This window comes from Bacillus sp. FSL W8-1143 (assembly GCF_037965155.1).
GTDB classification, from domain to species: domain Bacteria; phylum Bacillota; class Bacilli; order Bacillales; family Bacillaceae; genus Bacillus; species Bacillus pumilus.
In genome coordinates this window covers 2,010,711-2,023,190 of record NZ_CP150182.1, presented here as the reverse complement: position 1 = coordinate 2,023,190, position 12,480 = coordinate 2,010,711, and the positions used below count along the sequence as shown (strand labels likewise).

The 12,480-nt window shown below is 38.8% G+C and carries 11 protein-coding genes and 1 other RNA gene; 9 read left to right on the top strand and 3 right to left on the bottom strand.

Annotated features, from left to right (window positions below):
- Positions 1-409 precede the first annotated feature (409 nt).
- From NSQ36_RS10030 to NSQ36_RS10020, 3 genes are read right to left on the bottom strand one after another with little or no spacing between them, the layout of a single operon-like run.
- Positions 410-1,714 carry a (Fe-S)-binding protein gene (locus NSQ36_RS10030; RefSeq protein WP_050943870.1) on the bottom strand — a complete coding sequence of 435 codons (1,305 nt, stop codon included), beginning with the start codon at positions 1,712-1,714 and terminating at the stop codon, positions 410-412.
- A gap of 1 nt (position 1,715) precedes the next feature.
- The gene (locus NSQ36_RS10025; RefSeq protein WP_050943871.1) at positions 1,716-3,125 is read right to left on the bottom strand and encodes an FAD-linked oxidase C-terminal domain-containing protein; all 1,410 of its coding nucleotides are present in this window, start codon (positions 3,123-3,125) and stop codon (positions 1,716-1,718) included.
- A 23-nt stretch (positions 3,126-3,148) separates the two neighbouring features.
- A complete protein-coding gene (locus tag NSQ36_RS10020; RefSeq protein WP_050943872.1) occupies positions 3,149-3,856 on the bottom strand; it encodes a FadR/GntR family transcriptional regulator in 708 nt (235 codons plus the stop codon).
- Between the two features lie 287 nt (positions 3,857-4,143).
- Here NSQ36_RS10020 and NSQ36_RS10015 point away from each other — a divergent pair, with 287 nt between their 5' ends.
- From NSQ36_RS10015 to NSQ36_RS09975, 9 genes are all read left to right on the top strand, one after another.
- A complete protein-coding gene (locus NSQ36_RS10015; RefSeq protein WP_050943873.1) occupies positions 4,144-5,475 on the top strand; it encodes an MFS transporter in 1,332 nt (443 codons plus the stop codon).
- Between the two features lie 84 nt (positions 5,476-5,559).
- On the top strand, positions 5,560-6,738 hold the full coding sequence (locus NSQ36_RS10010; protein WP_050943874.1) for an iron-containing alcohol dehydrogenase: 1,179 nt from the start codon (positions 5,560-5,562) through the stop codon (positions 6,736-6,738).
- Positions 6,739-6,875: 137 nt separating this feature from the next.
- The gene (locus NSQ36_RS10005; RefSeq protein WP_339207348.1) at positions 6,876-8,300 is read left to right on the top strand and encodes an NAD-dependent succinate-semialdehyde dehydrogenase; all 1,425 of its coding nucleotides are present in this window, start codon (positions 6,876-6,878) and stop codon (positions 8,298-8,300) included.
- Positions 8,301-8,372: 72 nt separating this feature from the next.
- Positions 8,373-8,564 carry a hypothetical protein gene (locus NSQ36_RS10000; protein ID WP_050943875.1) on the top strand — a complete coding sequence of 64 codons (192 nt, stop codon included), beginning with the start codon at positions 8,373-8,375 and terminating at the stop codon, positions 8,562-8,564.
- Between the two features lie 952 nt (positions 8,565-9,516).
- Entirely contained in the window at positions 9,517-9,756 is a 240-nt protein-coding gene (gene cotD, locus NSQ36_RS09995) for a spore coat protein CotD (protein ID WP_034661015.1), read from the top strand.
- 49 nt (positions 9,757-9,805) lie between these two features.
- On the top strand, positions 9,806-10,348 hold the full coding sequence (locus tag NSQ36_RS09990) for a DUF1273 domain-containing protein (protein WP_199800961.1): 543 nt from the start codon (positions 9,806-9,808) through the stop codon (positions 10,346-10,348).
- Between the two features lie 75 nt (positions 10,349-10,423).
- Positions 10,424-10,729, top strand: a complete 306-nt coding sequence (gpsB, locus tag NSQ36_RS09985) for a cell division regulator GpsB (RefSeq protein WP_003215578.1) — start codon at positions 10,424-10,426, stop codon at positions 10,727-10,729.
- A 61-nt stretch (positions 10,730-10,790) separates the two neighbouring features.
- Positions 10,791-11,174, top strand: an RNA gene (gene rnpB, locus NSQ36_RS09980) — RNase P RNA component class B.
- A 110-nt stretch (positions 11,175-11,284) separates the two neighbouring features.
- Positions 11,285-12,439 (top strand): class I SAM-dependent RNA methyltransferase, encoded by a 1,155-nt coding sequence (locus tag NSQ36_RS09975; RefSeq protein WP_113387103.1) that lies wholly within the window; start codon positions 11,285-11,287, stop codon positions 12,437-12,439.
- Positions 12,440-12,480: the final 41 nt, after the last annotated feature.

The window sequence follows — 12,480 nt, the reverse complement described above, 5'->3', positions numbered from 1 at the left end:
AGATGAACAAGTTGTACATTGGCATGAAATAAATGAGAACACCGCAAAGACATCGATAATTTCGCAGCAGGTCGTTGAAAGATAAAAGTCGTGTTAGAAAAAAGGACGTGAGTGAGCTCTATATACATCAAAAAGAAGCCAATGAGCGTGTCATGGCAGGGTGGGGATGATCGGAAATCAATTAGGAGATGAAGATGCCCATAGCATGCAGGGAGAACTTTCCTATGTTTGTTGATTCGTCATGGCTTTATTCTGAAATGAAACCCACAAAAAGTGGGTTTCATACAGTAAGAAATAGAGAGAGGTTCATTCTTTAAAAAAGAAAGAACTTAGAAGGGGCTTGGGATGAAATCATTTCAATCTTCTTTTGTTTTTGGAATTGATCATGATCAAATAGTGAGAGAGAAGCTCATGAGATCCCAGAGGCTTCCGCTAAATATTCAATTAGATGCAGGGCACGCATAGAATGAGAGAGACCTTCACGTTCTATACCAAGTTTCATCTGCAATAGGCAACCTGGATTGGTTGTGATGACAACGGTTGCGTTTGTAGCTTTCGTATGCTTCATTTTTTCATCAAGAATCTGCATGGAAGCATCATAATTTACGATATTATAAATGCCTGCTGATCCGCAGCACATATTTGCTTGCTCCATTTCGATAAATTGTATTCCAGGGATACTTTTCAATAATTCCAAAGGTTCTTGATTTACTTTCTGAACATTGGTCATATGACAAGAGTGCTGATAGGTCACCCTTTCGCCATGACGGGGCTGTAAGTCTGGCAAACCACCGCAAGCGACAAGTACCTGGCTTATATCTCTTGATTTAGCAGAGAAAGCAGCAGCTTTTTCGGCCCACTCTTCGTCATTCGAAAGTAAATGTCCGTACTCATAAAGCTGGGCGCCGCAACCTCCTGCATTATTTACTATAAAATCGGCATTTATTTGTTCGAATGCGAGAATATTTTGCTTTGCTAGGTGACGTGCTTCGTCCATTTCTCCAGTATGAGCTTGTAGTGCTCCGCAACAGGTTTGTTTCGGAACCACCACAACATCACAGCCTACTTCTGAAAGTAACTTTATAGATAGTTGATTTATAGTGTGGAACATAGAGTCCATAATACAGCCAGTAAAAAATGCAACAGTATATTTTGCTTTTAGCTTTGCCTTCACTTCGGTTGATGCTCGACTACGCTCTATAGGGGAAGTAGGAGTAGGAATAATCGACTCAAATTCGCCTAAGTTATATGGGGTATTTTTCATAATGCCAGACGCCCGGGCAGCTTTTTGTAATCCGCTTGTTTTATATAGCCAGATAGAATGACCAGCTACATTCATCATCTTTTTGTTCGGAATGACTTTTTTCAGCATCACTTTTCGTAATAGACGTACTGGTAAGGAAAATTTTTTGCGTTTTACAATTGCTGCACGTGCTGCTTCTAGGATCGAACCATATTCTACACCTGTGGGACAAGCTGTCTCACACGCCCGGCAGCCCAAACACAAATTGAGTGGTTCTTCAAGAACGGATAAATCTGTAATCTTTCCTTCACCAACCATCTTTACTAGATTAATCCGACCACGAGGTGAGTGAGTTTCTGTACCGAAAGTTACATATGTTGGGCATACAGGTAAACAATAGCCACACTGAACACAATTTTTTGTTTTGTCATACTGAAGTTCTTCTCTTAATTCATTAAGTGGTACCGTCATGTTATCTCAACTCCAATTTTTGTCCTGGCTCAGGGAATATCTTACCAGGATTCATAATATTGTTCGGGTCCCATGCTTTTTTTATACGTTTCATCATATCAAGTCCAACTGCACCTAGTTCCATTTCCATAAACGGTGCTTTCATCGTTCCAATCCCATGCTCACCTGAAAGTGTCCCACCAAGCTCAACAGCAGCCGTAAAAATTTCTGCAACAGCTTGTTCAACACGAATCATTTCTTCCTGATCTGTTTTATCACAAATAATATTCGGATGAAGATTACCATCACCAGCATGACCAAACACAACAAGGTGAATACCGTATTTATCACGTATGTTCAGTAATCTTTCACACATTTCAGGTATTTTACTTCGAGGGACGGTAGCATCCTCAGAGATTTTAGTTGGCTTAATCCGCGCGATGGCCGGTGATACAAGCTTACGAGCTTTCCAAAGCTCTGTTTCCTCGGCTTTATTCTTTGGAATTGTTACTTCTCTCGCCCCTACAGTACGACATAATACAGCCGCTTGTTCCATTTCTTCTTTCAGAGAGAGGGGGTGGCCGTCAAGTTCAATTAATATAAGCGCTGCTGCGTCAGTGGGTAAACCAAGAGGTTCAAAATTCTCGACTGCTACAATAGAAGACTGATCCATTAGCTCCATTTTAGATGGCAAAATACCGGAAGAAAGAATTTTGGAAATGGCACTTCCAGCATCAACAAGGTTATCAAAAATGGCCATGATGGTCCCACTGGCCTGTGGTTTAGGAATGAGTCTCAATATTGCTTTTGTTATAATACCAAGTGTTCCTTCTGAACCCACAATGAGTTTCGTTAAATCGTAACCGGTAACATTCTTTACTGTTTTACCGCCGGTTTTGATGATTTCTCCTTCCGGGGTAATGATTTCAAGACCAATGACATAATCTTTTGTCACGCCATACTTCAGTCCTCTTGGGCCACCTGAGTTTTCTGCTAAATTACCAGCAATCGTAGAAACGTGAGAACTGCTTGGATCCGGTGGATACATGAGTCCTTTTTGTTCGGCAGCTTTATGAATGTCTGATGTCAATACACCTGGAGAAACAATTGCAATAAGATCTTCTTCATGAATTTCAAGCAAATCGTTCATAATAGATAAATCTATGACAATCCCTCCTTTAACAGGAAGAGGACCTCCACTTAGGCTCGTTGCCTGACCTCGTGGGCAAACAGGTATTTTTTCGCAATTAGCAAACTTCACAAGGGAGGCTAATTCGTCTACGCTTTTAGTCTGAATGACGATATCGGGTAAATAGGTTCCAAAAGAACCATCGAATGAATAACTAAAACGATCACTTTCATCTATGAGTATTCTCCCCGTTTTTATGATTGCTTCGATGTTCTCTATATGATAATCGGTCACTACTTTCATTTAATCCTCATCCTCTCGTTTTGCTATAAAGTGTAATCTTTTATAAACAAGCTTATTTTCTCTTCTGCATTTTTCAAATGAATCATAGACAGAACTTTGGCTAACTCAGGCTCTTCTGCTTCGATTGCAAGCAAAATATCTCGATGTTCTTTGTAGACAGCTTCTCTTTTAAGTTTTAACTCTGTATTTGGGCGAAGAGTAATTTGTAATGTTTTTTCATAAAGGGAAGCTAGGTTATTTTGTGTTTGAATCATAATAGGATTTTGTGTAGCTAAAGTAATAGAGTTATGAAAATCTATATCTTCCTTTCTAGCAGTTGTAGTATTCTCGATTGATTTTTTCTCCCATTCGTCTAATATTCTTTTCATGTTTTCAAGTTGTTTTGGCGTGCGACGGAGGGCAGCTAAGTAAGCAACTTCAGGCTCTAGCACTTTTCTCATTTCAAAGAGATATTTAATATTGTCAATATCATCAGTTTCGATATGAATTCTTTGAAGTAATGTTGAATTGGCAGAATCTTCTACGTAACTTCCCCCACCTTGACGTGAATAAATGACACCTGCAGCACGAAGCATGCTTAATGCTTCTCGAATTGGAACTCTGCTTACTCCAAATTGTTCAGTTAGTTCCATTTCGGTTGGCAGCTTTGAACCTGGAGGAAACTCTCCATTTTCAATCATAGTTAATAATTTACGAGCAATTATCTGCGAAACTTTTTCTTTTTGAGACACGATACCATCCTCCATAAAATTTTAATTTGTATGATGAATTTTAAATTTTAAATTTACAAAACGTTCATTTATGTATAAAATGATAAACAAACTTACTAGGTTTTGCAATAGTTGTAATACAAATTTTCAAATTGCGACAATTTAACCATTGCTTTCAATGTTTTTGAACTGAAATGAAAGCACTTACAAATCTGAATATTTTAAAGTTCGTGGCTTACTCCACTTTATATATATTGAAGTTCATCATTTCAATACTTTCACGCTTTTATACATTAGGAGGAATGGGTATGAACAATGCAGTTTCATTAGAAAAGCAAACAACTCGAAAAGTCACTAGACGACTCGTACCATTTTTAATTATTCTCTATATTGTTGCGTTCCTTGATAGGGCAAATTTAGGTTATGCTGCTTTAGAAATGAATCAAGCATTAGGACTAACGAGTCAGATGTTTGGAATTGCTTCTGGTATCTTCTTTATAAGTTATTTTTTGTGTGAAGTGCCGAGTAATATCATGTTAGAGAAATTCGGAGCAAAAAAATGGATTGCACGAATTCTTATAACTTGGGGGATTGTAGTTGTTTTAACTGGATTCGTTCAAAATGCTACACATTTGTATATCTTACGTTTTGTACTCGGTGCATTAGAAGCGGGATTCTTTCCGGGAGTTATTTTGTATTTAACTTATTGGTTTAGAGCAAAAGAGAGAGCAAAAACAATTGCTATGTTTATGACAGCTATTGCTATTTCGTACATTATTGGAGCTCCACTTTCTACATGGATTATGGATAACATCCAATGGATGGGGCTTGATGGATGGCGTTGGATGTTCGTTCTTGAAGGTGTACCAGCTGTTATTTTAGGGATTGTGACGTTATTTTATTTAACGAATAGACCAGACCAAGCAAAATGGCTTTCGAGCGAGGAGAAACAATGGTTAATAGCTGAATTGGAGAAAGAAAGAGTAGAAAAAGCAAAGGTAGATGCTGACAAAAAACTAGTTGGACACAAACAAACCTTAACTAATCCACGAGTATGGTATCTAGCAATAATTTACTTTATGTTTAACATTGGTATATATGGTGTAGGCTTTTGGCTACCTCAAATTATTAAATCTCTTTCGGAAGTCCTAACTAATGTGCAAATTGGATTACTTACAATGATTCCTTATATCGCAGGAGCCATTGTAATGAATATCTGGTCTCGTCGTTCTGACCGTTCAGGAGAGAGACGTATTCATGCGGCTATTCCGTTGATTGTGGGCTCATTAGGACTGTTTGCATCTGGAATGACCTCAAATCCGTTTCTTTCAATTGCATTTATGGTTATAGCTGTATCAGGCATGTACAGTTTCTATGGGCCTTTTTGGTCTTTGGCAACTCAATTTTTAAGTACTTCAGCTGCTGCTGTAGGAATTGCTGTTATTAATTCAATTGGAAATTTAAGTGGATTCGTTGGACCTTATGGTATTGGGATGATTCAAGATGCCACAGGAAATGTAAGTGTTGCATTGTTCTTCTTAAGTGGATCTTTGCTAGTAGCTAGCGCTCTGTTGTTTGCAATGCGAAAAAGCCAATTAAAAGTTTCACAAGATAATTCACATATCTCAACAAATCAATAATCTTTTCGTTTGATTCAAGTTCAATAGATTTGAAGAATGAGTTTTACTAAACTCAAAATGATTACTTATGGGGAGTTGTTAACAATGTCTTTAATGCCATACACATATTTTATGCCCACGCGAGTAGAATGTGGCAACGGAATTTCAAATAAAACAGGAGAAATGATTAGTGAATTAGGGATTAAGAGAGTACTGATCGTTACAGATAAAGGTATACGTTCAGCTAATCTTTTAGAAGGGATTGAGAAGTCACTTCAGGCTGTTCATTTGGAATATGAAATATATGATGAGATAGAGCCAAATCCATCAGATGATACGATTCATAAAGGAACAAACTGTCTTAAACAGCATAAAAGCGAGGCTGTATTAGCTGTCGGTGGTGGTAGTAGCATCGATACAGCGAAGGGGATAGCCGCAATGGCTACTAACCCTGGTCATATCTTTGATTATGAAGGGGTAGGAAAAATCACCATACCGCCTCTACCTATCATAGCCATTCCCACTACAGCAGGAACAGGAAGCGAAGTAACAGCCTCGACCGTTGTTACGAATAAAGATACATTATTTAAATTGGCAGTGATTAGTCCGAAGTTATTTCCAATTTTAGCTATATTAGACCCTGCTCTTACATTGCATCTCCCACAAGGGATTACAGCAGCAACAGGGATGGATGCGCTAACACACGCGATAGAATCATATACATCTAAATCTGCTAGTCCTGTTAGTCAAGGATTTGCTATACAGGCTATAAAAATGATTGGTGAAAATTTAACTAAGACTTATTTTGTTGGAACAGATATAGAAAGCAGGGAGAAAATGCTTGTTGGCTCAATGATAGCAGGGGTGGCATTTTCTCAATCACTTTTGGGAAATGTCCATGCCATATCTCATACGTTTGGTGGAGTTTTTAATATTCCTCATGGTATTGCAAATGCTGCATTATTGCCGTTCGTAATGAAATATAATTTACCAGCGTGTGCAGAACAGTATAAAGATATCGCAATTGCTTTAGGAGTAGATGTTAGCGGATTATCTACTCGATTGGCAGCAGAAAAAGCAATTGAAATTGTTATCCAAATGAATCAGTCGATGAATATCCCTCTTAATATAAAAGATTTGGGTGTTTCACTTGATTATTTACCAAAATTAGTAACCGATTCGATGAGAAGTGGTAATGTATTAAGAAACCCTAGACTGACAAAGGCTGAAGATATTCACTTGATTATTGAAAAAGCATATTATGGTGCGTTAGATGAGATGTAATCTACAAAAGATTGCAAGTGTAATGACAAACTAGACGCCTAAAATTTAGATTTTATATCAGTGATTGAAGATAATTTATTTAAGGGGGAATTTTTTTGTTAAAAGTCAATTCTTTAGTTGAATTAGAGAAATTAAAAATGTATGTCAATGGTGAATGGACAGCTGCATTAGATGGAAAAACATTTTCAATAACAAACCCATCAACTGGTCAAATTATTGCTCAAGCTCCAAAAGGGGGGCATCAAGAGACAAAGCTGGCGATTGAAGCTGCAGATCATGCTTTTAAATCCTGGTCCAAATTAACGGCAAACGAACGTGCTCACTATTTACTGAAGTTGTATGATCTTATGCATGAATATCAAGATCAATTAGCAGAAATCATCAGTTTGGAAATGGGAAAACCATTTACGGAGGCAAAAGGAGAAGTAGCTTTTGCAGCTAGTTATTTACAATGGTTTGCTGAAGAAGGAAGAAGGATTTATGGAGAAACGATTCCTGCTTCTGCTGTTAAAAAAAGGTTAATGGTTATCCGCCAGCCAATTGGTGTCGTTGCAGCAATTACTCCATGGAATTTCCCTTTAGCCATGATGACTAGAAAAGTAGGTCCTGCGATGGCAGCTGGGTGTACATCTGTTGTGAAACCAGCTGGACAATCTCCTATTAGTGCGATTGCGTTTGGAAAATTGGTAGAAATGGCAGGAGTGCCAAAAGGAGTTGTAAACATCGTAACAGGTGCTTCAGGCCCAATTTCTGATGAAATTTTTGAAAACCCAACAGTTAGAAAGATTTCATTTACAGGATCTACTGAGGTTGGGAAATTATTAGTGACCAAGTCTGCTGCACAATTGAAGCGGTTGTCATTGGAACTTGGTGGACATGCACCATTTATTGTTTTTGAAGATGCTGATTTAGAAGCTGCTGTTACAGGTGCGGTTGAAAGTAAATTTAGAAATACAGGGCAAACGTGCGTATGTGCAAATCGAATCTATGTCCAAAGCTCTGTTATAGATAAGTTTTCAGAACTTTTTGTAGAAAAAGTGAAAGCTCTTAAAGTTGGGAATAGTATTGATCCAAGTGTACAAGTTGGACCCTTGGTAAGTCCCGAAAGTTTAGAGAAAGTGGAAGAGCATGTAAATGATGCTGTTTCTAAAGGAGCTCGCCTTCTTTATGGCGGACAACGCCTTAAAGGTGAATTGTCTGAGGGGTTGTTTTATGAACCTACCATTTTGGGTGAAGTAAATTCAAACATGCTTATTACGAGTGAGGAAACATTTGGGCCAGTTGCTCCAATTATTCCATTCGAGACAGAAGAAGAAGTCGTTCGATATGCAAATTCGACAGAATATGGTTTAGCTGCGTATTTCTATACAGAAAATTTTAGTCGATCCGTCAGAGTTTCTGAAGCTCTAGAATTCGGGATTATTGGTATGAACGATGCAGTTCCTGCAGTTGCTCAAGCTCCATTTGGAGGAATTAAAGAGAGTGGAATGGGGCGTGAAGGCGGACATCAAGGGCTGGACGAATACTTAGAAGAAAAATATATTTCCATGGGTATTAAATAAAAAATGGTGTAATGACGAATAATAAAAAAACATTGTAACGATCAATATTCAAGATACTTCTGAGAAATTCTTATGAATGATAGTGAAAATGTTAGCAAAATAAATGAGGAAATTGCAATAGGAACTGAGCAGGCTGCTGCGCGTGTGAAGCAGACGGTGGTTTCAGCAGATCAATCGAGTAATGCGCTACAAACAGTTACAAAGAGTACGGATCAGTTGGCAGTAACCTCTAATAAATTAGAGGAAAGAAGTCAAACTCTTTAATGGATGATATCCGAAAGAGTTCTCCTGTTTTCGGATAATAAAGTTCTTTGATTGTAACCGTATTTAAGATCATAATAATCTTAAATACGGTTTTTTATTGTGAACATGGCAAAAAGAACGAGTAGGCAAACAGAAGAGGAATTACACGATAAGTGTAGCTTTGAAATTTAGGATAAGGGGCGCAACTTAATTATCCTTATACACATACATGGAATATCAGTTCGTAGACTCTGCCAAAATTGTCTCACCCGTTCAAACTTTTAGAAACAACTGTTCAGCTGGTTGCAATTGTTTATTTGCTTCATACCGTTCTCGGACCAGATGTTTTTAACAACGAGTGTTCCAGTTTTTCTCTCCCCGATAATATCGGCTCGTCCAATGAAATTCTCGCCATATAATAGAGGCAGTACAGCGTACAACAGCAACAATACGAGCTTCGTGTCATAGCTGGCGGAGAACCTCTTTGAGTTGTGCTACATGATCTCTGCCTCATCGGGATCAAGAAAGCGCAACAAGGCATTTAAAAGAGCTCAGAACGGTTGATTTTGAACATACCAGTTAAAAAAAGTATTGAGCTCTCGAAATATGCTGAGCTCGAAAAAAGAATAATTCGTCTACTTCGGAAAGCTGGACAATGAAATTATTGCCCGGGAAAGCGCAAAACATGACAACGTTCGGCTCTCGGCCGAAAATAAAAATTGTTTAGCACTTTTATTGTAGAAAAGTCATGAATCCTGTAAAATAACGTTAGATATTGAATGAGGAGCGTAGAGCATGTATAAAGGTCTTTTCTACTTGTTTTTTCTTGTTGTCATTTTGGTCGCATTTGTGTTTTCAAACTATAAGGATGTTTTCCTTGCAAACTTTTAAAATAGGTTAATGCATTAGTACATGTACACCTCTTAATTCATACATTGTTAATGTAAGAAAATTAAGGAGAGGGGAATGCTACATGTACCATCATCATCATCATTGCCAACCGAATGTTACACAGCCAATTGTTCATCCGACGAATCATTGCTGTACACACAGTGATTCAACAACAATTGTGCCGCATATCCATCCGCAACATGTGACAAATGTACACCATCAAAATTTCAAACATGTTCACTACTTCCCGCATACGTTTTCTCAGGTGGACCCAGCAACACATCAACACTTTAACTGCGGTGGACCTTGCTGTAACAGATAAAGTGAACTGGGACTTTTATAAGTCCCTTTTTTTAAAAGCAGGTGAAAAAATGAAAATTATTGCTGTCACAGGGTACAAGCCATTTGAACTTGGGATATTCAAACAAGACGAGCCTGCACTTCAATACATAAAAGCGGAGCTTCAAAAAAGGCTGACAGCTTTAATTGAAGATGGCCTCGAGTGGGTTCTCATATCAGGCCAGCTAGGGGCAGAAATCTGGACAGCTGAAGTGGTATTTGAGCTTCAAGAGGAGTATCCAGCGTTAAAACTTGCCGTCATTACGCCATTTTATGAACAGGAAGAGCGCTGGAATGAACAAAACAAAGAGTTGTATGAAGGAATTCTTGCACAGGCTGATTTTGTAGAAAGTGTCACGCATAGACCGTATGAAAGTCCGGCACAATTTAAACAAAAGAACCGTTTTTTTATTGAAAAAACAGATGGACTCCTCGCCCTTTATGATCCGGAGCATGATGGCTCGCCAAAGTACATGATCAAAGAAGCGGAAAACTATACCGATTACCCCATTATGTACATCACAATGGATGATTTGAGAGCGCAAGTTGAGGCGGAAGATCCGTTTTTTGACTAAAAGCAAGAGAAAATTTGACAACGTCACGTATTTCTGAAAAAATATACTATGAATTCACGATATGAGGTGAAAAAGATGCTTGCTGATAAAGTAAAGCTTTCTGCAAAAGAAATTTTAGAAAAAGAATTTAAAACAGGTGTCAGAGGATACAAACAAGAAGAAGTCGATAAATTTTTAGATATGGTCATTAAAGACTATGAGTCCTTCAACCAAGAAATCGAAAAGCTTCAACAAGAAAACCTCCATTTGTCTAAACAGCTTGAGGAAGCCGTTGAGCAAGGGAAAAGACAGCCTGCACAGTCTAATACAACAAACTCTGATATTTTAAAAAGACTATCTAACCTTGAGAAACATGTTTTCGGCAGCAAACTTTATGATTGAGCCTTACTGAAAAAAGCTTGTGCCTGATGTCATTGTCGTTTATAATAACGCTTGTTGATTAACGTTCGGGTAATCGCTGCAATGCTTTTAGACATTGCAGAGGAAAGTCCATGCTCGCACGGTGCTGAGATGCCCGTAGTGTTCGTGCCTGGCGAAAAAATAAGCCAGGGCAGCCTGGGAAAGGCTGACGGCAGGAAAAATGCCTACGTCCTTTTAGGATATGGCAAAGTATCCTTGAAAGTGCCACAGTGACGAAGTCTCACTAGAAATGGTGAGAGTGGAACGCGGTAAACCCCTCGAGCGAGAAACCCAAACTTGGTAGGGGAACTTTCTCAAAGGAACCAAACGGAGAGAAGGACAGAGAATTCTGTAGATAGATGATTACCACCTGAGTACGAGGCATTTGCCGTTTGCAGTACAATGGAACAAAACATGGCTTACAGAACGTTATATCCGTTATGATAAACATGATGAAAACAAAGCTCTCCTATTTCAACATATGGAGAGCTTTTATCTTGGAATACATAAAAGGACGAGAAAACAGGTGATAAATCAATGAAAACCTATACACTTATCGCAACGGCTCCAATGGGAATTGAAGCGATTGTTGCAAAAGAAGTAAGAGACCTTGGCTATGACTGCACAGTAGACAACGGAAAAGTGATTTTCGAAGGAGACGCTCTTGCGATTTGCCGTGCGAACCTTTGGCTGCGTACAGCAGACCGCATAAAGGTACAAGTTGCTGAATTTTCGGCAAAAACCTTCGATGAGCTGTTTGAACGCACAAAGGCGATTGACTGGGCCGCTTTTTTACCGAAAAACAGCACGTTCCCAGTCATCGGTAAATCTGTGAAATCACAGCTTGCCAGTGTGCCGGATTGCCAGCGTATCGTCAAAAAGGCAATTGCGCAAAAGCTCATATCCTCTTACAACATACAGTCTGAATGGCTTGAAGAAACAGGACCTGAGTATAAAATTGAGGTTGCCCTTTTAAAAGATAAAGCTGTGCTCACGCTTGATACATCTGGTGTAGGTCTTCATAAACGGGGGTACCGCATGGATCAAGGCGGAGCACCTATTAAAGAAACCCTTGCGGCTGCACTCGTGCTATTAACGAACTGGACACCTGACCGTCCGTTTGTTGATCCTTTCTGCGGATCAGGAACAATCGCCATTGAAGCGGCCATGATTGGGCAAAACATTGCCCCAGGATTTAACCGGGAATTTGCGTCTGAGTCATGGGAATGGATTGGTGAAGATGTATGGAACAAAGCGCGTCACGAAGTGGAAGAAAAAGCAAACTATGATCAGCCGCTCCACATTATTGCAAGTGATATCGACCACCGGATGATAGACATTGCAAAAATGAATGCAGAAGAAGCGGGACTAAGTGAATTGATTGAGTTTAAACAAATGCAAGTGAAAGACTTTCAAACAAAAGAAGATTACGGTGTGATTGTCGGAAATCCGCCTTACGGAGAACGACTCAGTGATAAACCAGCGGTTGAAAAAATGTATCAAGGAATGGGCGAAGCATTTAAAAGCCTAGACACATGGTCCATTTACATCTTAACGTCACATGAAAAGTTCGAAGAGTGCTTTGGTAGAAAAGCAACGAAAAAGAGAAAACTGTTTAATGGTTTTATTAAAACAGACTATTACCAATATTGGGGAAAACGCCCGCCTAGAAAACAGACAACTGAATCATAAAAAAATGTCACACCTACAGAAGGTGTGGCTTTTTTTATCCC

Bases quoted from the DNA above. Each gene is read 5' to 3' on its own strand.
- NSQ36_RS10030 (WP_050943870.1), bottom strand. From the start codon at position 1,714: ATGACGGTACCACTTAATGAATTAAGAGAAGAACTTCAGTATGACAAA.
- NSQ36_RS10025 (WP_050943871.1), bottom strand. From the start codon at position 3,125: ATGAAAGTAGTGACCGATTATCATATAGAGAACATCGAAGCAATCATA.
- NSQ36_RS10015 (WP_050943873.1), top strand. From the start codon at position 4,144: ATGAACAATGCAGTTTCATTAGAAAAGCAAACAACTCGAAAAGTCACT.
- NSQ36_RS10010 (WP_050943874.1), top strand. From the start codon at position 5,560: ATGTCTTTAATGCCATACACATATTTTATGCCCACGCGAGTAGAATGT.
- NSQ36_RS10005 (WP_339207348.1), top strand. From the start codon at position 6,876: ATGTATGTCAATGGTGAATGGACAGCTGCATTAGATGGAAAAACATTT.
- NSQ36_RS10000 (WP_050943875.1), top strand. From the start codon at position 8,373: ATGAATGATAGTGAAAATGTTAGCAAAATAAATGAGGAAATTGCAATA.
- cotD (WP_034661015.1), top strand. From the start codon at position 9,517: ATGTACCATCATCATCATCATTGCCAACCGAATGTTACACAGCCAATT.
- NSQ36_RS09990 (WP_199800961.1), top strand. From the start codon at position 9,806: ATGAAAATTATTGCTGTCACAGGGTACAAGCCATTTGAACTTGGGATA.
- gpsB (WP_003215578.1), top strand. From the start codon at position 10,424: ATGCTTGCTGATAAAGTAAAGCTTTCTGCAAAAGAAATTTTAGAAAAA.
- NSQ36_RS09975 (WP_113387103.1), top strand. From the start codon at position 11,285: ATGAAAACCTATACACTTATCGCAACGGCTCCAATGGGAATTGAAGCG.